This window comes from Streptomyces deserti, from assembly GCF_054782695.1.
In genome coordinates this window covers 85170-107143 of the sequence record NZ_BAAGRZ010000006.1, presented here as the reverse complement: position 1 = coordinate 107143, position 21974 = coordinate 85170, and the positions used below count along the sequence as shown (strand labels likewise).

Here is a 21974-nt window from a genome sequence, read left to right as displayed (position 1 = left end):
GTCGTATAAGAAATGTCCGATCGACCGTCTTCTCTCGGGTTTTGTGCTCAGGTGCGAGGTGATCGATGGGCGAGGGCTGGACGTTCGCCGGGGAGGCGACGCAGGGCGGCGGCGACTCGGTGACGTTGATCGAGGGATCGTCGTTCTGCCTGTCAGAGCGGGGCGGGGATCTCGCACCCGGCACTCCCCAGGGACTCTTCCACCGCGACACCCGCATCCTGTCCGTCTGGCAACTGCGGCTGGACGACGAGGAGGTCGACCCGCTCTCCGTCATCGCGCAGGAGCCGTACGAGGCCCTGTTCCTCGGCCGGGCCCGGCCGCGTCCCGGGCACAGCGAGGCCACCGTCCTCGTCGAGCGGCGCCGGTTCGTCGGCGCCGGCATGCGCGAGGACCTGGTGCTGCGCAACCTCGGCAACGAGGCCGCCGCCTGTGTGCTCACCCTGCGCGCCGACGCCGACTTCGCCGACCTGTTCGAGGTCAAGGAGGGCCGGGTCAGGCCGCGCGGCCAGTACGGCGTCGACTACGGCGACGGAGTGCTGGCCATGAGCCGCCAGTGGCGCGGCGAGAGCCGCGGGGTGCGGATCGTCGCCGAGGACGCCATCTGCTCCCCCGGCCAGCTCACCTTCCGGGCCGTGGTGCCGCCGCGCGGCACCTGGCGGGCGTCCGTGCTGGTCACCCCGGTGACCGACGGAGTGGAGACGCCGACCTCGTTCCCGCTGGAGCGGCCCGTGGAGCAGGCCGGTCCGTCCGTGCGGACCACCGAGTGGCGGGAGTCCGGGCCGCGGATCCGCGTCGGCGACGAGTCGCTCGCGCTCACGCTGCGCCGCAGCTGCCAGGACCTCGGCGCCCTGCGCATCTTCGACCCCGTGCGGCCGGACACGCCCGTCGTCGCCGCCGGTGCCCCCTGGTTCATGGCGCTGTTCGGCCGCGACTCCATCGTCACCGCCCTGATGTCGCTGCCCCTCGACCCGGGGCTGGCCCTCGGCACCGCCCAGACGCTCGCCCACCACCAGGGCACCAAGACCGACCCGGTGACCGAGGAGGAGCCCGGCAAGATCCCGCATGAGCTGCGCTTCGGCGTCGAGGCCTCCCTCGCCCTCGGCGGCACCGTCTACTACGGCACCGTCGACGCCACCCCCCTGTTCGTGATGCTGCTCGGCGAACTGTGCCGCTGGGGCGTCGACCCGGACGCCGTACGGGAGTTGCTGCCGCACGCCGACCGGGCGCTGGAGTGGGTCGAGAAGTACGGCGACCGCGACGGCGACGGCTTCGTCGAGTACCGGCGCTCCACCGACCGGGGCCTGGCCAACCAGGGCTGGAAGGACTCCTGGGACGGCGTCAACAGCGCCGACGGCCGCCTCGCCGAGCCTCCCATCGCGCTCGCCGAGGTCCAGGGCTACGTGTACGCCGCCTACCGGGCGCGGGCGCTGCTCGCCGAGCACACCGGGGACCCGGAGGGCGCCGCGCGGTGGCGGGAGAAGGCGCGGAAGCTCAAGTCCCGCTTCAACGAACGCTTCTGGCTGCCCGAACGCGGCTGGTACGCCGAGGCCCTGGACGGCGAGAAGCGTCCGGTGGACGCGCTGGCCTCGAACATGGGCCACTGCCTGTGGACCGGCATCGCCGACCCCGACAAGGCGGCGGCGGTCGCCGAACTCCTGCTCTCCCCCGAGCTGTTCAGCGGCTGGGGCGTGCGCACACTGGCCACCACCATGGCCGCGTACAACCCCATGAGCTACCACAACGGCTCGGTATGGCCGCACGACAGCGGCATCGTCGCCGCCGGGCTGATGCGCTACGGCTTCACCGACCACGCCCGCCGCGTCGCCGAGGCCGTCCTGGACGCCGCGGCGGCCTTCGGCGGACGGCTGCCGGAGCTGCTGTGCGGCTTCGACCGCGCCGAGTACGCCCAGCCCGTGCCGTACCCGGCGGCCTGCTCCCCGCAGGCCTGGGCCTCCGCCACCCCCCTGTACCTGCTGCGGGTGCTGCTGGGCGCCGAGGTGTGCGTCCCGCACGGCCGGGTCCGGCTCGCGCCCGCGCTGCCCGCCCGCTTCGGCACCCTCCGCCTGACCGACGTGCCGGTCGGAACCGCCCGGGTGCACGTCACGGCCGGCGCGGACGGCGCGGTGGAGGTCACCGGACTGCCGACCGGCGTCCGGGTCACCGACGCACCCTGCCCGTGCACGGCACCACCGCCCGAGTCCTGACCAGGCTTTCCTTCCCGTAACACCGGACGGTCTGCGCACCCCCGCTTCGGTGCCCCGCGCCGTCCGTGACCCGCCGCCACGGCCGACGGCGCCCGTGGCCGGCCATCCCACCCCACGCCCCCGTTTCCGGGCATGGCATGGCACGCCGAGGCGCGGCGTCGTCGTGCCGTGCGCGCAAACAGCGGGCGCGACCGGAAAGGAGCTTCTCCCGTGACCGACCGGCCGCTTCGTATCGCCATGGTCGCGCCGCCGTGGTTCGAGCTCCCGCCGCGCGGCTACGGCGGGATCGAGGCGATGTGCGCCGACCTCACCGACGCGCTGATGGAGCGCGGCCATGACGTCACCCTGATCGCCGCGGGCCGCAACGGCACCCGGGCCCGCCGCATGCTGCGCACCTACGACGTGCCGCAGGGCAAGCGGCTGGGCGAGCCGCTGCCCGAGGTCTGGCACACCGCCGCCACCGCCCGCATCCTCGAGGACCTCGACGTCGACGTCATCCACGACCACACCCTCGCCGGACCGCTCCTCGCGCGCGGCCGCACCGTTCCCACCGTGGTCACCACCCACGGCCCGCTGGACGGCGAACCCGGCGACTACTACCGGCAGTTGGGCGACAGTGTCCACCTGGTGGCGATATCGGAGTCGCAGCGCTCCCAGGCCCCCGACCTCAACTGGGCGGGCACCGTGCACAACGCGCTGCGCGCGACCGACTTCCCCTACCGGCGCGACAAGGAGGACTGGGTCTTCTTCCTGGGCCGCTGCACCCCCGACAAGGGCATGCACCTGGCCATCGACGCCGCCCTCGCCGCCGGCCGGCCGATCAAGCTGGCCGCCAAGTGCAGCGAACCCGCCGAACACGCCTACTTCGAGACCGAGATCAAGCCGCGCCTCGGCCCGGGCGTGGAGTGGCTCGGCGAGGTCACGGGCGAACGCAAGAAGCAGCTGCTGGCCCGCGCCCGCTGCCTGCTCTTCCCGCTCCAGTGGGAGGAACCTTTCGGGATGGTGATGATCGAGGCGATGGTGTGCGGCACGCCCGTGGTCACCCTGCGCCGCGGCTCCGTACCGGAGGTCGTCGTCGACGGTGTCACCGGCCTGGTCCGCGACGACGTCGCCGAACTGCCCGACGCCGTCGAGGCGGTGGCCGCGCTCGACCCGCGCGCCTGCCGCAACCACGTCATCGAGCGCTTCCAGCCGGACACCATGGCGGCCGGCTACGAGGCGGTGTACCGCCGCGTCCTGACCGCCACGGCACCGACGCCGCTGGTGACCAGGGCCAGGCAGGAGGAGATGGCTCCGGTGGCCTGACCGCCGCCCCGCTCCGGGCACTGAGGAGCGTGCGTGCCGCTCAGCGCCCGGGGCGGGCTCCTTTCGCTCTCGTGCCGCCGGCTCAGCCGGCGGCTACCTGTTCTGGATCCACCAGACGAGCAGTGATATGGCACCGGCACCCAGCGCCCCGCATGCGCCCTTCAGCGCATGGGCACCGGCCGTGCGCGCCCACTTGACCCAGTTGCTCTGCGGCTTGGCGCGGACAGGCTGGCTCTCGCTCAGCGAACCGCTAGACTCCATGATGAAGCTACCTTTCCGGAATGCGTGAACGGAGTGGCTTCGCAGAGGGAGTCCTCGGCCGGATGCTTGCCGGCTCGGCCGATGGGGCTCCCTTTGCTGTTTCAGCAGGTCTGAGACTCGCCGAACGTTCTCAGTCAACTCTTTCCCGCTGATTCAGTTTTGCGACACTTATGGCGCTATCGGATGACATGTCGTGGCACGACATGCTCTTGGCAGGCGAAACAGGATCATTCATAATCGCCTGGGGTGACGAAATCCCGTATCACGCCGCAGTGCCAGCAGAGGTGGGAGCCGCGGAAGCATGGGGAAGTCAAGTCTGCAATGGCGAAAGAGTTCGGCTTCGGCGCAGTACGGAGACTGCGTGGAAGTGGCCGTCCGGGGGCGGGTGATGGTGAGAAACTCTACTCGCCCCGACCGGGAAATACTGTCCGTCCCCCTGGAGTCCTGGACGTTATTCATCCGCTTTGTCAGCAGCGATTTCCGTCGACCCGATAAGAGCGAGTAACTCGATGTACCGCCCGCCCGCTGCAAGATGACCACCCCCCTGCGGTTTCTTATCCGAGGCCCCGGAACAGGAATTCTTCATCCAGATCCAGCGCCACCTGCTTTTCGACGTACCAGAAGTCGTCCAGGTAGTCGCTGGGCTCCTTGGCGCCCAATCCCGTGAAGGGCGACCGCTCGCTCAGGAGGAGCTGCCCGTCCGGCTTCTCCAGGTACGCCACAAGGTCCTCTTCCTCCTCGGGGAACTGGAACAGGACATACGGGGAACGGAACTGCGGGTACAGGCCGGCCGTGAACGGCGCCACCTTGATCGTGACGTTGTCCATCTCATTCAGCGTCAGCAGCTTTTCGTACTGGTTCTTCATGGTCTGCTCACCGCCGACGATGCGCCTGATCGCGGCCTCGTCGAGGATGAAGAAGAGTTCGGGACCACCAGCACGGACGATCCGGTCCTGGCGCTCGAGTCGCAGAGACAGCAGCGCCTCCACGTTAACCTTGTCGTCCGGCATGCTGAAGACCTGCTTGGCGTACTCTTCCGTCTGAAGAAGGCCCGGCATCAGGCTGGACTGGAAGTTGCGAATCCTGATGGCCGACGACTCGTAGCTGAGGAACCGCAGAAATTCTTCTGAGGCGACGTTTCGGTAGGCCGCCCACCACGGCGGCCGCCGGGCGGCCCGTGCCATTGCCGTGATCTCGCGGACGTGTTCGGCATCAGTAACACCGTAGAGTTCAAGCAGCACGCGGGCATCGGTGATCGCCAGGCCCACCTTGCCGGTTTCGATCCTGTTGATCTTCGAGGGTGACCACTCCAGCGCCTCCGCCACATCGGTGTGCGTCAGACCGGCGCTCTCGCGCGCCGCTCGCAAACGCTTCCGGAGACGGTGACCTTGGTAGATCGGATCCTGCTGATCCTCGGATACTGACACGTGCCTGCCCTTTCACCTGCGTGTCCAGCGATGCCTGTGCTCGGCTTGCTGAGCGCCCCGCGACAGAAGGCGAGGCGGCCGTGCGCCACTTGTCGGCAGGGCTGCCGACTTTCCGATACTAGGCCATCTGCTACGGTCCCACGCGCTCACCATCTGTCCGTTGACACGCGGTTTGCGAGGGTCCTGCTCGCCGCTGTATGAATGGCCGGTCTGCCATGAGCGGGGCGTCAAAGCTCATACCTTCATTCTGCTAGGTAGCAGACGGCTGGTCCACCGGTTGTCTGAACCTCTTCCTCCAATCGAGTAAGCCCTGACTCTCTGAACACACGTCCCCCATCAGATATGCGGTCTGTGCGGCCCGCTCGCCCATGACAGGGCGGCCACGCATGTGAGCCGCCCGCCCGGAGCTCGTCCAAGAGGAGGGCGTCGGTGGGATTTCCTCCGCCCGGGTGGCACACGTGGTCCGTTCGGCCTCTCCCTGGCGTCGAGCGGCAGCCTCCCGACCCAGGACCGCGGCCGGGAGGCACGAGTTCACGCCCCACTCACAGGGGCGTCACCGACCACGAAGATGCCGCCGGCCCCTCGTCCGGCACCCCGAACCGGAAGCGCCCGGCCCGGCCGGAAGCCCAGTGGACCGTCAGCCCGAAGGCCCCCGCCGGCTCCACGGAGACCAGTTCCCGCAGGGGCGGGGGATCCGTCTCCCCGGTGAGGCGGGCCAGGGCCACGAACAGAGTGGGCCCGTCACCGGTCGTGCCCGACAACGGGAACGTGCCCGACAGCCCCAGGACGGGCTCCAGTTCGGCCCGCTCGCCGTCCCGGGGCACCCAGCCCGTGACGGACACCTGCGTCCCGGGATCCGCACCCGCCACCAGATGGGCGCGCACCTCCACCGCCCCGTCGGCCACCACCAGGCTCGTCACCTCGGCCCCGGAGCCGAGCGTGTGACGGGAGGCCGCCCAGCCCTCCCCCACCCCCAACGGCACGATGCCCGTGCGGAGCGGATCCCCGCCGACCGTGACGGTGTTGTCGGGCGGCGCTTCCAGGGGCCGCGTGACCGTGGAGTACCCGAACCGTGTGTAGTACGGGTCGTAGCGGACGTCCTCACTGCCATGGTTGTGCAGGCGCACCAGGCCGTCCGAACGGGTCGACTGCAGCAGCCAGTTGGGGGCTGCGATCGGCGTGACCGCGTCGGCGCGCTCCGCCGGGCCCGGCTCCTCGGGCACCGTCCACACCTCGTGCTCCGGCGGCAGCAGCAGGCCGAGGAAGCCCTTGCTCGCCCAGTACGGGGAGGCGGGGCCCGAATAGCCCTGCAGCACCGTCTCGTCGGGGCCGTGCCAACCGAGCGTCAGCAGGCCCCGGTCGTCGACGGCGCCCCGGTCGAGGAAGTACTTCAGCGCCCCGGAGGCCAGGCGGCGGGTCTCGCCGGGCGCGAGCGGCGTGTGCCCGGTCAGCGCGCCGAGCCAGAGCGGGGCCGTCGTCGCAAAGCGGTAGGTGAGGGAACGGCCCTGGTGCAGCGGGGCGCCGTCGCCGCCGAACAGGCGGGCGTAGTCGGCAAGGTGGTCCGACAGCCGCATACCGTATACGGACAGCAGTTCACTGTCGTCCGCCAGCCACGCGTGCAGCACCGGATACAGGTGCATCGCCCAGCCGTTGTAGTAGTCGAACTTCCGGCCGTCGCCGTCCGTGTACCAGCCGTCGCCGACGTACCACTGCTCGATGCGCTCCAGCCCGCGGTCGATCGCCGCGCGGCAGGCGTCCACCTCGTGGCCGATCTCCGCCAGGAAGCCGCCGACCGTGACCGGGAACAACTCCCAGTTGCAGGGCCAGGGGTCGGCGGTGAGCGCGTCACCGAGCCAGGCCGCGGCCCGCTGCCGTACGGCGTCGTCGAGCCGGTCCCACAACAGCTCCCGCGTCAGCCGCAGCGCGAGCGCGATCGACGCCGCCTCCACCAGCGGCTGGCCGCGGTCCTCGATGCGGGGCCAGACGCCGGACACGCCGGCCGCGAGGCCGTCCGCGTACCGCGCCAGGGCCTTCTCGTCGCGGCGGAAGGCCGCCAGCAGCAGGGTGCGGGCGTAGCCCTCCAGGCCGTCGGAGAGGCGGCCGGACCAGCTCGTCCGGTCCCCGGGCAGGTGGTACAGCGCACGGTCGTCGGTCGCGTACGGCTCGACGGCGGCGAGCAGGGCGTCGGCGGCCGCCTCCCAGTGGGCGCGGGTGTAGCCGGTGCGGGGGCTGCGGACGCGGTCGTCCGGGGGCAGGTGCATCAGCGGTGTCCTTGGTCGCGCTGTGGGGCGGGGGCCGGTGGAGACCTGGAGCGCCCCGGTTCCGGTCGGGGCGCCCCAGGGGTCTATCCCACCCGCACCTTGCCGTCCGGCACCAGATGCCCGGCCACGAGCGCGTCGCGCACCAGGGCCGCGTAGACCGTGGCGCCGTGCACGGAGGTGTGCGTGTTGTCCCGTTTCTCGTTGTAGAGGTACAGCGCCTTGGAGCCCTCCACGCCCAGGGACTCCACCAGCGCCTTCGTCCGCGCCGTGAGGTCGATCAGCGGGACGTCCCCGGCGGCAGCGACGGAGCGGATGACGGCCGGGTGGTCGACGCCGAGGCCGTTGACCAGCAGGGCGGTGTTGTTGTTCAAGGTGCCGTCGGAGCTGAACCAGCGCCGCACGATCGGGGTCACCAGGACCGGCTTCCCGCCCTTGTCCCGCACGCCCGCCACCAGTGCCTCCAGATTGGCGCGGTAGGTCGTCTCGTCGGTCGTCTTGTCGTTGTGGGCGAGCTGGATCAGGACCAGGTCACCGGGGCGGATCAACGGCTGAACGGTCGCCCACAGCCGCGGGTTCCCCATAAAGCTGACCGTACTCTCCCCGGAATCGGCGTAGTTGGCGACGGACAGGCCCTTGCGGAGGTACTGCGGCAGCTGCTGGCCCCAGCCGGCGTAGGGGGTGCCGGGCTGGTCGCAGACGGTGGAGTCGCCGACCAGGAAGATCTGGCGGGCGTGCCGGGCGGGGCTGACCTTGATGTCGGCCAGTGCGGGGGCCGAACCGCCGAGGGCCAGGTCGAGGCCGGGGGCGCCGTCGGGCCCGGTGGGTTCGCCCTCGGGGGTGCGGACGTTCACGGTGAAGCTGCGGGCGACGCGCTCACCGGCCGGGACGGCCGTCTCCGCCAGCAGCGACCGCCTGGTCTCGCCGCCGATGCTCGTGCTGGACGCGGCTTCGCCGCCGAGGAGGACCTGCACGTCGTACGTGCCGGGCGGGACGTCGAAGTGACAGGCGGTGGCGGTGCAGTTGTCGATGCCGAGCGGCTGCCGCCCGCCGTGGGCCTGGGCCGGCACGGCCGTCAGAGCGGTGACACCCAGGGTGACCGCCGCCAGCAAGGCGGCGTTGAAACGTCTCATGCGCGACTCCTCCGTTGGTCGTGCCTCGGCCGACCCCGGACCGTATCGCGTTTGGCAAGCGCTTTCTAGACCTCTGCGGCTTTTCACAACACTGCCAAGTCCCGGCCTGTGAAAGCTCTTTCGCGAAATCGATTCAACTGTCACGCTGCCAGGCACCCGCGCCGCACCCCCACCCCCGACACCCCCCGCAACCCAACGCCCCCGCACCCCCACACCTCCGAAGGAGGGCACCCCCATGTCCGAATCCGTGACCGGAGGCCCGGTCGGACGCCGTGCCTTCGTGCTCGGGACGGCCGCCGCAGCCGGTTCCGCGACCCTCGCCGGTCCCCTCGCCCCGTCCGCGTCGGCCGCCGCCTTCGGCTGGAGCGACGACGGCTCGAACTACGCCGTCGACACCGGCGCCCAACTCGTCTTCAAGGTCGGCAAGTCCAACGGCGACCTGACCTCGCTGGTCTACCGGGGCACGGAGTACCAGGGCTACGGCGGCAGGAACTCGCACATCGAGTCCGGCCTCGGCTCCTCCACCGTGACCATCAGGCAGTCGGGTTCGACGATCCTCGTCTCGGTCACCTACGGCACCCTGAAGCACTACTACGCGGCCCGCAGCGGCGGAGAACAACATCTACCTGTGGACCGACAAGGCCGACACCTCGGTCTCGGCGACCCGCTACATCCTGCGCGTCAAGGCGGGCCTGTTCCCCAACGACGAGCCCGACTCCTACACGTACGCGCCCACCACCATCGAGGCCTCGGACGTGTTCCGGAAGTCCGACGGCCAGACGCGTTCGAAGCACTACTCGAAGCTGCGCGTCATGGACTACGACCACATCGGCTGGCGCACCGGCGGCGTCGGCCTGTGGATCGTGCGCAGCAACCACGAGAAGGCCTCCGGCGGCCCGTTCTACCGCTCCCTGCTGCGGCACCAGAGCGCGGACGGCGGCGGCCTGTACGAGATCCTGTACTACGGCCAGAACCAGACCGAGGCGGAGCGCTTCGGTCTGCAGGGCCCGTACGTCATCGCCTTCACGGACGGCGGCACGCCCTCCTCGTCGCTCTTCCCGGGGACGCTGACCACGCCGTGGGCGGACTCGCTGGGCCTGTCCGGGTACGTGCCGGCGAGCGGCCGGGGCAAGGTCTCGGGCGTCGGGATCTCGGGATGGAACACGGCGTACCCGTACACGGTGGGGCTCGCCAACCCGGCGGCGCAGTACTGGGGTGCGGCGCGCGCCTCGGACGGCTTCTTCTCCATCGGCGGCGTGCTGCCGGGGACGTACACGCTGACGGTCTACAAGGGCGAGTTGGCTGTATACACCACATCGGTGACCGTATCCGCGGGCGCGACGACCACGCTCAACACGCTCGCGATCCCGTCCTCGAACGACCCGGCGAACGCGAGCGCCATCTGGCGGATCGGCGACTGGAACGGCACGCCGAGCGGCTTCAAGAACGCGGACCTGATGACGTACGCGCATCCGTCCGACGTGCGGGCCGCGTCCTGGACCGGCAACGTGGTGATCGGCAGCGGCAGCGAGACCTCGGCTTTCCCCTGCTACCTCTGGAAGGACGTCAACAGCGGAATCCTGGTGTACTTCCGGCTGACGGCGGCCCAGGCGGCGGCCGCGCACACCCTGCGGATCGGGGTGACGACCGCCTACGCCAACGGCCGGCCGCAGGTCACGGTCAACGACACCTGGACGTCCGCGATCCCCTCGCCGCCCACGCAGCCGAACACCCGGTCGCTGACCAACGGTTCGTACCGGGGCAACAACCACACGTTCACGTACAGCGTTCCGGCGAGCGCCTGGAAGACGGACACCGGGCAGTACAACGTGCTGCGGATCGACATCGTGAGCGGCTCGGGGTCGACGGGCTATCTCAACGCGGGCACCTCGATCGACGCGATCGACCTGCTGGCCTGAGTACTCGTCAGGTACCGCGTGTCCACTGCTGGTTGGTCCCTCCGTTGCAGGTGTAGGTGATGATCGCGGCGGAGTTGGCGGTGGACGCGCCGTTCACGTCCAGGCACTCCCCGGTGGCGCGGGACCTGAGGGTCACGTAGGAACCGGTGGTCGTCACCGACCACTGCTGGCCGGTCGCCGAGGCGTTGCAGCTCTCCTGCGTGACCGTGTTCGCGTTCTCCTGGACGCACAGGGAGCTGTGCCGGGTCATCAGCTGGTAGTGGCCTCCGCCGACGGACTTGAACCAGTACTTCTGGTTGGCGCCGCCGTTGCAGTCGTACTGCTTGATCTGGGCGCCGGGCCACTGGGACTGACTGGTGACGTCGGCGCACCGGTTGCTGTGCCGGGCGATGAGGGTGTTGTACGTGGCGCTCGTGCCGGTGACCGTGCCCGCGGCCGTGTCGACGGTGATCTCCGGGGACCAGGACATGGACATCGACGTCGAGTTGGGGAAGGTCAGCGGCAGCCAGACGTAGCGGGAGTCGTTGACGGTGCCGCCGAAGGAGTTGCCCCAGCGGTCGCCCATGTACAGGTACGAGGTGCCCGAGGATCCCTGCACCGGTAGAACGTATGCGGTCTGCGAGCCGTAGGTCGTCGAGTCGCCGACGTTGCGCATCGACGACCAGGGGCCGGTGAGGCTGGTGGCCGTGGCGTACTGCTGCTGGTTGGGGTTCCAGCCGGTGGCGCCCGACGTCAGCATGAAGTAGACGCCGTCGCGCTTGAAGAGGGCCGGGGCCTCGCGGTGCCCGCCGGGCCAGGGGTTGGCGACCAGGCTCGCGATGCCGGTGTAGTCGGCGGTGAGCCGGTAGATGTGCAGGTCGTAGTTCTCGCGGGCGGCGGAGACCATGTAGCCGGTGCCGTCGGTGTCGGTGAAGACCGTGATGTCGCGGGACATGTGCTGGCCGAGCGGGCGGAAGCTGCCCCGCCAGGTGTAGTTCCCGTCGACGGTGTCGGAGACGGCGACGGCGGCGCGGGCCTCGCTGTAGTCGGTGCCGTTCTCCTTGTGCATCCACATCACGAACTTGCCGGTGGACGCGTTGTACATGACCTTCGGCCGCTCGATGTTGGCGGTGGCCAGCTCCGGGTCGCTGGCCTCGGTCAGGACGTGGTTGCGGAACTCCCAGTTCTTCAGGTCGGTGGAGCGGTAGGCGTCGACGTACCGGAAGGTGTTGTCGGCGTTGCGGTGCTCGCCGAACCAGTAGTAGTACGAGCCGACCTTGAGGACGCCGCCGCCGTGCGCGTGGACGGAGTTGCCCGAAGTGTCCTTGAACTGCGTGCCGTTGGTGATCGTCTGGGGTGCGGCGCCCGCCGGGGCCGCGGTCACCAGAGCTCCGGCGAGCGCGCAGCACAACGCGAGGAGGAGCGCGTACGCGCGTCTCATCTCACACCCCCTGGGGGGCGGTGTCGGCGACGGGGATGCCGAAGTCGGGGGTGCCGTCCGGCTTCCAGCCGAGTTTCTGGATGCGGGTGTGGCGGTTGGGGTCGTTCAGCGGGTCGCCGACGATCTCCTTGTACTGGCGGGCGTGGTAGACGAGGACGTCGGTGCGGCCGTCCTCGGCGACCGTGAAGCAGTTGTGGCCGGGGCCGTACTGCTTGGTGGTGTCGTTGCTGGTAAAGACGGGCTTCGGCGACTTGGCCCAGCTGGCGGGGTCCATGAGATCGCTGTCGGCGTCGGCGGTCAGCAGGCCCATGCAGTAGTTGGAGTCGGTGGCGCTGGCCGAGTACGTCAGGAAGATGCGGCCGTTGCGCTTGAGGGCGTAGGGGCCCTCGTTGACCTTGAAGCCGATGCACTCCCAGTCGTATTCGGGAGTGGAAAGCCGGACCTGCGGGCCCTTCAGGGTCCAGGGGTTGGCCATCTCGGACAGCCACAGGGCGGTGTTGTTGCCCATGCCGGGCTCGTGCTGGGCCCAGCACAGGTAGCGGGTGCCACGGTGGGTGAACGTGGTGGCGTCCAGGGAGAAGGTCTCCCAGGCCGTCTTGACCTGGCCCTTCTCCACCCAGGTGCCCTTGAAGGGGTTGGGGTGGGCGTTCTCCAGGACCCAGATGCGGATGCGCCACACGTCCTCGGCGGGCGCGGCGGCGAAGTAGATGTACCACTTGCCGCCGATGCGGTGCATCTCCGGCGCCCAGATGTGCGCGCCCATGTCACCGGTGGGGTGCGCCCGCCAGATGACGGACTCGTCGGCGGTGGCCAGGCCGTTCAGGGTGCGGGAGCGGCGCAGGATGATGCGGTCGTACTCGGGGGCGGTGGCCGTGAAGTAGTAGCAGCCGTCGACGTGGCGGGTGATGTGCGGGTCGGCGCGGTTGCGGACGAGCGGGTTCACGTACGGGGCTGCCTTCGGGGGCTTGCCGGGGATGGCGGGGGTGGCGGCGTGGGCCGTGGCGGTGGTGGCTGCCAGGGCGCCTGCGGCCAGGGCGCCCTTCAACACCAGTCGGCGGCCCGGGACGTGGGGCAGGTCGTCGGCGCGGCTCATGCGGACTGCCTCTCGGGAAAGGGATGTTCGGTACGTTCGATACTGCGAACGCCATCTGACATTACGAACGCCGAAAAGGTAAGGGCGTGCCACGGGGAGGTCAACGGGTCCGGCGTGACAAGCTGTCGGCGGTTTTCTGTTATCGGCGGCGGCCCGGCCCGTCTCCGCTCATGTGCACAGCCATTTCCACAGGACAGCAGCGGCCGTCGGCGCCCTGGCGGCGGTCGCCTTCATGGTCACCGCTCCCCCGGCTCGGGCCGCCGGCCCCCGGGACGTCACCGCCGATGTGCTCGCCGACCGGGACGTGACACTCACCGGCGACACGGTCGTCACCGTCCCGTCGGGGACGACGACGTACGACGGCGTCTTCCGCGGCGAGGGCACCCTCACCGTGCGCGGCAGCGGGACGCTCGTCCTCACCGAGGACAGCGACTTCACGCTGCCGAAGTCCCGGCAGCGGCAGAAGGTGAGTGTCCTCGGCGGTAACCACCCGTACGTCACCACGACCGACCCCGACCCGCCGGCGGTCACGGTCGAGCGGGGCGCCACTCTCCAGTACGGCGACGGTGGTACGACCGGGCTGATCGGCCACTTCCCGTACAACACCCCGGCGTTCCGGCTGAACCAGGACAACATCCGGGTCGACGGTACGCTCCGGCTGTCCCTGAAGAGCGCCTACAACCTGGGCACGATCAGCGGCTCCGGGCTCATCACCCAGCCGAGGTTCCTGTGGGGGACGTGGGACCTGGCGGGCACCCACTCCTTCTCCGGGGTGATCGACAACGGCACGCAGGTCAACGCCGGCCGGCCCGAGTACGCGACGGGGCTCCCGAACGTCCGCAAGGTCCTCAACCAGGGCACCTGGACCGTGGACACCCCGCTGGGCCGGACCGTCACCATGGGCATGGACTTCTACCAGCGCGAGTACGGCAGCGACATCAACGTCCAGTCCCGGCCGGGCGGCAAGGTGATCCTGACGGGCCAGTACAGCTGGTCGGACCGGGGCGGGGACACCGACCCCTCGCTCAGCGACCCCGCCCTGAACTGGACGCCCGCACGCAAGAACGTCAACAAGCGCGGTACCAACATCAAGGGCGCCGACGTGCGCTGGGGCGACGGCACCACGAACAGGATCTTCATGCCTGGTACAGCGGAGACCGTCTACATCAATCTGTTGGCGGCACGCTCCCGTTCCGAGCTCACCTTCGACTACGACGGCCCGGTGACGCTGGGCGCCCCCATCGGCGGCGGACGGTTCCACGACACGCTGGCCGCGCCCGGCGCCGGAGACGTCGTGATCGCCGGGACACCCGGGAACGACGTGACCTTCGCGGCCCGGCAGTACTACGACGGTTCGACGACCGTGGAGAAGGGCGCGGTGCTGCGGCTGGGGTCGAGCCGCGGGGACGGCTCCCTGCTGATGGGCTCGGCACGCCGCCGGGTGGTGAACGACGGGACGCTCGTCGTGCAGAACCGGTCGACGCCGGTGTCGCTGTCCCGGGTGAGCGGCTCCGGGGCGTTCGTCCAGTCCGGCGCCGCGACGACGACGCTGACGGGCCCGGCGGTGACGTACACCGGGACGACGACGGTGCGCGAGGGCACGCTGGCGCTGCGCTCCGGGGCGACGCTCACCCGCAGCCGGGCGATCACCCTGACCTCGGCGGGCGCGCGGCTGGACGCGGGGACGGCGGGGCTGCGCGTGGCGACCACACTGACCGGCAGGGGCACGGTGCGGGGGGCGGTCACGAACGAGGGCGTGGTCGCGGGCGGTCCGACCGTCTCCGGCGACTACACGCAGCGCGCGAAGGGCGCGCTGGTGCTGCGGGACAGGCCGTTGAGGGTGACGGGCGCGGTACGGCTGGCCGGGGACCTCGATGTGTCGGCCGCCGGTACGGATCCCGCCCGGGAAATCACGGTGCTGGACCACGCGGGGCGCTCGAGGACGTCCGGGGCGTTCACCGGCCTGCGGGAGGGCGCGAAACTGAAGCTGGCCGACACCACGTACCGCATCACCTACCGGGGTGGCGACGGCAACGACGTGGTGCTCAAGGCCGCCGCGCCCCCGGCGCCGTCGGCCCGCGATACGGCGTCCTCCGGGGCCGCGGCGGGCGACACGCGCACGCGCAGCGCGAACACGGCGGGCAGCGGGCTCGGTTGGTGGCCGTACGTGCTGGCGGTCGGGCTGCTGGTCGGGCTCGCGGTGCCGGCGACCAAGCGGCGACGCGGTGGGCGCCGCAGGGGGCGGCACGCGTCGCACGGATGACGGCCCTGGGCCGGGTGCCGGTCAGGACGGCTCGCACGGGGGTCCGTCGAAGCCGAAGCGAGGACGGCTGTCTTCCGCGATCGGACCCTGGCTCGGCGGTGCCGCCTGAGGGCGTTTCGGCTTTCGTATGGAGGACCTCGCGGGCCTGCTCCGCGGCGCGGATGAGGCTCTCGGTGACGAAGTCGACGAAGCGGGCGATGTTCTCGAGGCGGGTGGCGGCCGGGGTGTCGGGGCCGAGGATGCCGACGCCCTGGCGTGCGGTCTCGGCGAGTTGGGCGCTGGATCGGAAGGAGAGGACGGCGACGGTCAGATCGCGGGCGGGACCGGCCGGGCGGACGCGGCTACGGGTCCGCCGGGCCAGCCAGTACAGCTGGGCGGCGGCCGACAGGAGATACGGCACACAGCCGGTGAACGTGGTGATCAGGACGAGGACGCGGAAGGTGGTGCCCGGCCCCGCCGGGTAGTTGAGGGCGATGAGGACCGTGCCGAGCACCGCGCAGGCCAGGACGCCGAAGCCGGGCACCCCGCTCCTGCCGGCCTTCGCGAACGGCGCCGGGAAGAGCCCGTCGCGGGCGGCGGCGTACGGCATCTGCGCGGCCAGCAGGATCCAGCCGTTGAGGCAGCCGGTGATCGAGGCGACGGCGACCGGCGCGATCGCAGTACCGCCCCAGCCGCCGCCGGTCGTGGCGTTGACGGCGTCGGCGAACGGCGCGCCGTATTCGACGAGTTCGGCGTGCGGGACCAGCCCGAAGACGGCGACGGTGCCGAGGAGGTGGACGAGCGCCGAGCCGACGGTGCCCAGGACACCGGCCCGTCCCACCGTGCGCTCCGGGTCGCGGACCTCGCCCGCGTGCTCGCCGGGCCACGTTCACTGCACCCGGACGCCGTCGACCACTCCTGGGTCGGACAGTCGGGGAACGGCTTCCTGTTCGACCACCTCCTCACCGCGGCGGCGCAGGGGCCGCAGGCGCGCGCCTTCGCTCCCGCGCCACGCCCGGACGGAAACGGGGCTGACTGACCAGCGACCATGACCCTCGTCCTGGCACTGCAAAACCCACCAGCCACACCTGCAACAAACGTCGGCGTTTCGGCCAACCTCAGCCACGCCGGAAGCCCTACGGCACCGCCACCGTACGTTCGGCGCCCCCAGTTTCCGGGCCTCACCAGCGACCGGAATCGAGCGTGTTCGATTCGCTCCAAACCTCGTTGAGCCGGGCACCGCCGGACCGTCCAGGCACGGCGCCAACCCCAAGGAGGGATGCAGGTGCCCCTGACCGCCGCCTCTGCCGAAAGCTCCGACACGCCTCCTCCCCCACCACCGGCCACCCTCGTCTACGAGGGCAAGTTCGGGAAGAACCCGCTGGAAGAAGCAGACTTCCGCAAGATGGGCGCCCGTCTGCCGTCCGTACTCGGCGACACAGCACGTATGGCATGGGCCGTCGACCGACGCGGGGTCGTCCTGCTCCTCGCGTGCCAGATCCTCACCGGAACTGCGGCCGCCGCCGTCCTCGGATTCACCGCGAAGGCCATGACACACCTCCTCGGTACCGGCACGGTGACCGAACGCCTGCACGCCGCCCTCCCCGCCCTCACGGTCGTCACGGCCGCGGCGGCGATTGGCCGGATCAGCAGCGCCCTCGCCTCCTACGCCGACGGCCGGATCACCCCCCGCCTGGTCACCGAGGCCGATGTCGCCCTCGTCTCCGCGGTCTGCCGCGTCGAAGCCGCCGCCTACGGAAGGGACGGCTTCGCCGACCGGCAGGAAGCCGCCGAGGTCGGCGTCACCCGCACCACCATGATGGTCAAGGACGCCCAGCGGTTCATGTCGGCTCTCATCCGCATGATCGCCGCAGCCGGTGTGATCACCGCACTGCACTGGCTGATGCTCCCGCTGCTGCTCCTCGCCGTGCTCCCCGCCGGCGCCGGCGCCGTGCTGTCCGCCCGCATCGACTACGAGACCCACTACGCCAACGTGGGCGACCGCAACGTGCGCGGCATGATGCGCTGGTGGGCCACCTACCCCCGCTACGGCGACGAGGTCCGCGCCAATGGCATGACCGGCTACCTCACCTACTGGTACCGCGCCCTGTCCGAACGCATCGACCAGCGCACCCTGACCGCGGCACCGCGCATGCTCCGCATCGTCCTGGCGACCTCCGCTCTCGGCGGCCTGTTCCTCCTGCTCACCTGGGCGGCGCTCGCCTGGCTCGCCTCCACCGGCCGAGTCGGCCTACCGGTCGCCGCCACCGCCGTGGTCGGCGTCCAGACCGCGCTCGCCGCGCTGTCGCAGGTCGTCATCCACGGCGCCGCCCTGTTCCACACCTCCCTCTACCTCGCCGACATGCGGTCCTTCCTCGACACCGCCGCCGAACAAGCCCCCATGCGCGGCAACCTGACCATCCGGGAGCAGGTGGACGAGATCCATCTCGATGAGGTCGTGTACCAGTACCCCGGCAAGGACGAGCCCGCCGTGGGCGGCGTCTCCCTCACCCTGCGCCGCGGCGAGATCCTGGCCATCGTCGGCGAGAACGGCTCCGGCAAGTCCACCCTCACCAAGCTCATCACCGGCATCCTGCTCGCCGACAAGGGCAAGGTCGTGTGGGACGGCACCGATCTCGCCGACGCCGACCCCGAGTCGGTGTGGAAGCGCACCGCGCTGGTCCCGCAGAACTTCGCCTGCTGGCCCCTGCGCGCCCGGGAGAACATCACCCTCGGCCAGCCCCGGACCTTCGACGACGGCCCCGTGTGGGACGCCGTCGACGCCGTCGGAATGCGCGAGGCCATCGAGAAACTGCCCCACCAGCTCGACACGCTCCTGGCACGCGAGCTCTTCGGTGGCGCTGAGCTGTCCGGCGGCCAGTGGCAGCGCCTGGCCTGCGGGCGCGCACTGTACCGGCGCACGCCCCTGCTCATTCTGGACGAGCCGACCTCTCAGATGGACCCCCGCGGCGAGCACCAGATCTTCCTGGAAATCAAGCGGATCGCAGCGGAGCGGATGACCATCGTGGTCACCCATCAGCTGGAGAACACCCGTCTCGCAGACAGGATCGTGGTCATGCAGCACGGCCGGATCATCGAACAGGGCCGGTACGAAGACCTCGTCAACGCCGGTGGCCTCTTCGCTGAACTCGTGGCTCTCGCCAAGGACCGCTGACCTGTCCCTTCACCGCTTCCAAGGTCCGCGAGTCGATGCGCGATATCGGCTGAGGATGCGCAGTGAATACGCAAATCCGGGGCCAGTACGCGTTCGTTACGGTTCGTGGTCGGTACGTGAAGTGCCCGTACGGCACCTGGGCGCAGTATGTAGCGGCTGCCCGTTCCTCGGCAGCCGCTACACGTCCGTTGAGGCCGTGATCACCTGGTAGGTGCGTCGGCAGCGGCCTGCCATCCGGCCTTGCGGGGCACTGTGTCACGCCGGTCGGATGTTCTCCGCCTGCGGTCCCTTCTGGCCCTGCGTGATGTCGAACTCGACTTTCTGCCCCTCCTGCAGCTCGCGGAAGCCCTGAGCGGCAATGTTGGAGTAGTGGGCGAAGACGTCAGGTCCGCCGCCCTCCTGCTCGATGAAACCGAATCCCTTTTCGCTGTTGAACCACTTCACGGTGCCCTTGGCCATGGCCTGCTCCTTCGAGGGAAACCCGGGCTCGCACCCTGCAGGCCCGGGAGGTGATCGCCCTGGTCCGGAGAGGCGCTGAACAGCAAGAACGCCCATGATCGTGATCACGGGCGAACGGAACTTCGGAACCACGACTGCTGATAACGACGCTACACCGCGCGGTCCGCACTCGCTAACGAGGCGGCCGTGGATCGTGCCCCTTCGCCGGCCAGCACGAACAAGACGTTGAACTTCAGGCTTCAGCCCGGTCCGGCCGAGGCTGCCTCCCGGACCCACTGCGCCAGATCCGCTGTGGAAGCCGGAGGAGTGCGGCCGGACCGTCTTTGAGTTCTCCCAGACGAGCTGGCTGGTGGAGTCGGCCGAAGAGCGGTGGCCGGAGTCAGACGACCGGGCCCGAGGATGGGAGGCGGCCCGGATCCACTATCCCACATAATGGGCAACCTGCTCATGGACTGGACACAGCGCGGTGTGGCTTCCCGCGCCGCCTCGACTACCGTCGACATCATGACCAGCGCCATCACCCTCGCCGAAGCCCTCGCCACCGGGGCGGTCGTCCTCGACGGCGGCATGTCCAACCAGCTCGAGTCGGCCGGGCACGACCTGAGTGACGACCTGTGGTCGGCGCGGCTGCTCGCCGAGCGGCCGGAGGCGGTCACCGAGGCGCACCTCGCCTACTTCGAGGCGGGCGCCGACGTGGCGATCACCGCCAGCTACCAGGCCACCTTCGAGGGCTTCGCGGGGCGCGGGATCGACCGTGAGCGCGCGGCCGAACTCCTCACGCTGAGCGTGGAGTCGGCGCGCGAGGCGGCCCGGCGGGCGCGGACGACGCGTCCGCTGTGGGTGGCCGCGTCGGTCGGTCCGTACGGGGCGATGCTCGCGGACGGTTCCGAGTACCGGGGTCGCTACGGGCTCACGGTCGACGAACTGGAGCGCTTCCACCGGCCCCGCATGGAGGTGCTGGCCGCCGCCCGCCCCGACGTCCTCGCCCTGGAGACAGTCCCGGACGCCGACGAGGCGGCGGCGCTGCTGCGGGCGGTGCGCGGGTTCGGGGTGCCGGCCTGGCTTTCGTATACCGTCGACGGTCTGCGAACGCGTGCCGGCCAGCCGCTGGAGGAGGCCTTCGCCCTGGCCGCCGACGTGGACGAAGTGATCGCGGTCGGCGTCAACTGCTGTGCTCCGCAGGACGTGGACCGCGCGATCGAGATCGCGGCCCGCGTCACCGGGAAGCCCGTCGTCGTCTACCCCAACAGCGGTGAGACCTGGAACGCCGAGGCGCGCGCCTGGGAGGGCCGGTCCACCTTCGGCGCCGAACAGGTGAAGGGCTGGCGGGAGTCCGGTGCGCGGCTGATCGGGGGGTGCTGCCGGGTGGGGCCGGAGGCGATCTCGGGGATTGCGGGGGTGTTGGCGGGGGCGTGACTTGGGGATCGGGGGTTTGCGGGGGTGGTGGGCGGGGCGTGACTTCGGGACCGAGGTACCGAGGTACCGAGGGACCGAGGGACCGCGAGGGCGCTGGCCGGGGCGCGACTTCAAGACCGAGGGACCGCGGGGGCGTCGGCGGGGGCCCGACGCCGTGGGCTACCTGGCACGTGAGCCGCTGAGGCGTTCGACCTCCCGGTCGGCCTCGCGGGCCTCCCGTTCGAGGCGGGCGAGTGCGTCGGCGGCCGTGGCGTGGTGCTCCTCCGCCTGGCGCTGATGGCGGTCGGCTCGCTCGAGCTCCTCACGTGCCCGCCGCAGCTCTTCCTCGGCGGCGGCGACCTGCTGCCGGGCCTGCTCCCGCCGGTCGCGTGCCCGCCGCAGGGATTCCTCGGCCTCGGCCTGCCGCTCACGCTGCTCGCCAAGCCGCCGCGCGGCAGCCTCGGCCGCCTCCCTGGCCTGGGCGAGCCGCTCCTGCCGTTGGCGGCGTCGCTCGGCGACTTGGCCCTTCTCCGGGGGACGGGCCGGCGCCCGGGCCGGGTGTTTCGCTGTACCGGCGGTCGACGTCGCACCGGAGGGAAACTCCGACGGCGGCGTGAGGGCACTCTCCAGACGTCCGGTGGCCCACCGCTGCGCCGCTTCCGGATCGGCGAGCACGGCACGCAGGGTCGACTCGACCTCCTCCTGTACCGCGCCCGACGGCCGGTGCCCGGCCGCACCGGCCAGCTGGGCGGCCTGCCGGGACAGGGCGGAGACCACCTGGCGCCGCCGCGCGGACAGCTCCTTGAGGCCGGAGGCGTCCAGCGTGCGGTAGGCCTCGCGCAGCGACTGCCCCAGTTCCAGGAAGCGCCGGCTCTCCTCCGGCCGGGAACGGAAGAGCAGGTTCGCGGTCCAGGCCGCGAGAGTGGGGCGGCGGGCGGAGTGGATGCGGCGGGCGTCGTCGGCCCGGCCGTCCTTCCTGGCCTCGGCGGCCAACTCCTCACGGCGGGAGACGAAGGCGGACGGCGGCGTGACGTACAGCTCGTCGAGAACGGCCTCCACATCCCGTTCCCCGCCCTCCCGACGGCGGCCGCCCTTGCGCTGCATGTCCTCAGCCTGCATCGGGTCGGGCCCCCGCGCACATCGAACTCGGGCGCCGACCGGACGAAGCCGACCGGACGAAGGGGAGAGCGCCGACGCCCGGAGTGGGGCCGGTGTCATGGCGGGACAGCGTCCCCACGCAGTAGATCCCACGCAGTGGACCCCACGCAGTGGACCGCGGGCGTGTCGCTCTGCGTGACGGCGCGGCGTCCGGAGCACGGGACGTCCGGCATGCCCGGGATATGGCGGGAGGGAAGCCTCCCAGGGCGGTCGGGCCTGCCCGTCCGCAGGCCCGTGTAGCCCGGCCGTGCGCCGACCGCCTACGATTGCCCCGGCCGCCTCCCTCCCGCCTGTTCAACGAGAGGAACGGCCGGTGCACATCTTCTCCATCGGGCCACACCCGAATCTTCGCCAAGTTCCGGCGCTGCCCCACTACTTGACGAAACGCCAACTAAGTCCGGTGATATGATCCGGGCACTTGCCGACCGGGCCACGAGCTCCGTGAGACGACGTCTTTCGGCAAGGGGCAGCCCATGGTGGCGAGCCCACCACATACTGCCGCCTGTCACGCGAGCGGGCAGTTTT

Annotated in this window: 14 protein-coding genes and 2 pseudogenes; 7 read left to right on the top strand and 9 right to left on the bottom strand. The window is 70.7% G+C overall.

The window, feature by feature from the left end; genetic code table 11:
- Positions 1-65 precede the first annotated feature (65 nt).
- Complete coding sequence (locus ACYVMZ_RS14035) at positions 66-2204, top strand: amylo-alpha-1,6-glucosidase (RefSeq protein WP_461079278.1); 2139 nt, start codon at positions 66-68, stop codon at positions 2202-2204.
- A 210-nt stretch (positions 2205-2414) separates the two neighbouring features.
- Positions 2415-3509, top strand: a complete 1095-nt coding sequence (locus tag ACYVMZ_RS14030) for a glycosyltransferase family 4 protein (RefSeq protein WP_461079276.1) — start codon at positions 2415-2417, stop codon at positions 3507-3509.
- Positions 3510-3602: 93 nt separating this feature from the next.
- Here the strand turns inward: ACYVMZ_RS14030 and ACYVMZ_RS14025 are convergent, their stop codons facing one another.
- On the bottom strand, positions 3603-3770 hold the full coding sequence (locus ACYVMZ_RS14025; protein ID WP_461079274.1) for a hypothetical protein: 168 nt from the start codon (positions 3768-3770) through the stop codon (positions 3603-3605).
- Positions 3771-4071: 301 nt separating this feature from the next.
- Between ACYVMZ_RS14025 and ACYVMZ_RS14020 the strand changes: the two genes are divergently transcribed.
- Positions 4072-4275 (top strand): DUF397 domain-containing protein, encoded by a 204-nt coding sequence (locus tag ACYVMZ_RS14020; protein WP_461079272.1) that lies wholly within the window; start codon positions 4072-4074, stop codon positions 4273-4275.
- A gap of 49 nt (positions 4276-4324) precedes the next feature.
- Here ACYVMZ_RS14020 and ACYVMZ_RS14015 read toward each other — a convergent pair whose 3' ends face one another.
- The 3 genes from ACYVMZ_RS14015 to ACYVMZ_RS14005 all read right to left on the bottom strand — a co-directional run bounded on the left by ACYVMZ_RS14015 (position 4325) and on the right by ACYVMZ_RS14005 (position 8588).
- Positions 4325-5197 carry a helix-turn-helix domain-containing protein gene (locus ACYVMZ_RS14015; RefSeq protein WP_461079270.1) on the bottom strand — a complete coding sequence of 291 codons (873 nt, stop codon included), beginning with the start codon at positions 5195-5197 and terminating at the stop codon, positions 4325-4327.
- 542 nt (positions 5198-5739) lie between these two features.
- On the bottom strand, positions 5740-7458 hold the full coding sequence (locus ACYVMZ_RS14010; protein WP_461079268.1) for a DUF2264 domain-containing protein: 1719 nt from the start codon (positions 7456-7458) through the stop codon (positions 5740-5742).
- 83 nt (positions 7459-7541) lie between these two features.
- A complete protein-coding gene (locus ACYVMZ_RS14005; protein WP_461079266.1) occupies positions 7542-8588 on the bottom strand; it encodes a rhamnogalacturonan acetylesterase in 1047 nt (348 codons plus the stop codon).
- A gap of 235 nt (positions 8589-8823) precedes the next feature.
- Here ACYVMZ_RS14005 and ACYVMZ_RS14000 point away from each other — a divergent pair.
- Positions 8824-10507 (top strand): annotated as a pseudogene (locus tag ACYVMZ_RS14000) (rhamnogalacturonan lyase B N-terminal domain-containing protein).
- 7 nt (positions 10508-10514) lie between these two features.
- Here the strand turns inward: ACYVMZ_RS14000 and ACYVMZ_RS13995 are convergent.
- Both ACYVMZ_RS13995 and ACYVMZ_RS13990 read right to left on the bottom strand, forming a co-directional pair.
- Entirely contained in the window at positions 10515-11927 is a 1413-nt protein-coding gene (locus ACYVMZ_RS13995; protein ID WP_461079264.1) for an RICIN domain-containing protein, read from the bottom strand.
- 1 nt (position 11928) lies between these two features.
- Positions 11929-13020 carry a glycoside hydrolase family 43 protein gene (locus tag ACYVMZ_RS13990; RefSeq protein WP_461079262.1) on the bottom strand — a complete coding sequence of 364 codons (1092 nt, stop codon included), beginning with the start codon at positions 13018-13020 and terminating at the stop codon, positions 11929-11931.
- A gap of 232 nt (positions 13021-13252) precedes the next feature.
- On the opposite strand from ACYVMZ_RS13990, the gene ACYVMZ_RS13985 reads away from it, so the two are divergent.
- Entirely contained in the window at positions 13253-15283 is a 2031-nt protein-coding gene (locus ACYVMZ_RS13985) for an autotransporter-associated beta strand repeat-containing protein (protein ID WP_461079577.1), read from the top strand.
- 76 nt (positions 15284-15359) lie between these two features.
- Here the strand turns inward: ACYVMZ_RS13985 and ACYVMZ_RS13980 are convergent.
- Positions 15360-16121, bottom strand: a pseudogene (locus ACYVMZ_RS13980) (APC family permease); the annotation flags it as partial.
- Between the two features lie 432 nt (positions 16122-16553).
- Between ACYVMZ_RS13980 and ACYVMZ_RS13975 the strand changes: the two are divergent.
- Complete coding sequence (locus tag ACYVMZ_RS13975; protein ID WP_461079575.1) at positions 16554-18437, top strand: ATP-binding cassette domain-containing protein; 1884 nt, start codon at positions 16554-16556, stop codon at positions 18435-18437.
- A 255-nt stretch (positions 18438-18692) separates the two neighbouring features.
- Here the strand turns inward: ACYVMZ_RS13975 and ACYVMZ_RS13970 are convergent, their stop codons facing one another.
- Positions 18693-18896 carry a cold-shock protein gene (locus ACYVMZ_RS13970; RefSeq protein WP_461079260.1) on the bottom strand — a complete coding sequence of 68 codons (204 nt, stop codon included), beginning with the start codon at positions 18894-18896 and terminating at the stop codon, positions 18693-18695.
- A gap of 504 nt (positions 18897-19400) precedes the next feature.
- Between ACYVMZ_RS13970 and mmuM the strand changes: the two genes are divergently transcribed.
- Positions 19401-20312: a homocysteine S-methyltransferase gene (gene mmuM / locus ACYVMZ_RS13965; RefSeq protein ID WP_461079258.1), complete on the top strand. Its 912-nt coding sequence runs from the start codon at positions 19401-19403 to the stop codon at positions 20310-20312.
- Positions 20313-20471: 159 nt separating this feature from the next.
- On the opposite strand, the gene ACYVMZ_RS13960 is transcribed toward mmuM, so the two are convergent.
- On the bottom strand, positions 20472-21395 hold the full coding sequence (locus ACYVMZ_RS13960) for a hypothetical protein (RefSeq protein ID WP_461079256.1): 924 nt from the start codon (positions 21393-21395) through the stop codon (positions 20472-20474).
- Positions 21396-21974 lie beyond the last annotated feature (579 nt).

Excerpts from the sequence above, each read along its gene's own strand:
- ACYVMZ_RS14035 (WP_461079278.1), top strand. The coding sequence starts at position 66 with ATGGGCGAGGGCTGGACGTTCGCCGGGGAGGCGACGCAGGGCGGCGGC.
- ACYVMZ_RS14025 (WP_461079274.1), bottom strand. The coding sequence starts at position 3,770 with ATGGAGTCTAGCGGTTCGCTGAGCGAGAGCCAGCCTGTCCGCGCCAAG.
- ACYVMZ_RS14020 (WP_461079272.1), top strand. The coding sequence starts at position 4,072 with ATGGGGAAGTCAAGTCTGCAATGGCGAAAGAGTTCGGCTTCGGCGCAG.
- ACYVMZ_RS14010 (WP_461079268.1), bottom strand. The coding sequence starts at position 7,458 with ATGCACCTGCCCCCGGACGACCGCGTCCGCAGCCCCCGCACCGGCTAC.
- ACYVMZ_RS14005 (WP_461079266.1), bottom strand. The coding sequence starts at position 8,588 with ATGAGACGTTTCAACGCCGCCTTGCTGGCGGCGGTCACCCTGGGTGTC.
- ACYVMZ_RS13995 (WP_461079264.1), bottom strand. The coding sequence starts at position 11,927 with ATGAGACGCGCGTACGCGCTCCTCCTCGCGTTGTGCTGCGCGCTCGCC.
- ACYVMZ_RS13990 (WP_461079262.1), bottom strand. The coding sequence starts at position 13,020 with ATGAGCCGCGCCGACGACCTGCCCCACGTCCCGGGCCGCCGACTGGTG.
- ACYVMZ_RS13985 (WP_461079577.1), top strand. The coding sequence starts at position 13,253 with ATGGTCACCGCTCCCCCGGCTCGGGCCGCCGGCCCCCGGGACGTCACC.
- ACYVMZ_RS13970 (WP_461079260.1), bottom strand. The coding sequence starts at position 18,896 with ATGGCCAAGGGCACCGTGAAGTGGTTCAACAGCGAAAAGGGATTCGGT.
- mmuM (WP_461079258.1), top strand. The coding sequence starts at position 19,401 with ATGACCAGCGCCATCACCCTCGCCGAAGCCCTCGCCACCGGGGCGGTC.
- ACYVMZ_RS13960 (WP_461079256.1), bottom strand. The coding sequence starts at position 21,395 with ATGCAGCGCAAGGGCGGCCGCCGTCGGGAGGGCGGGGAACGGGATGTG.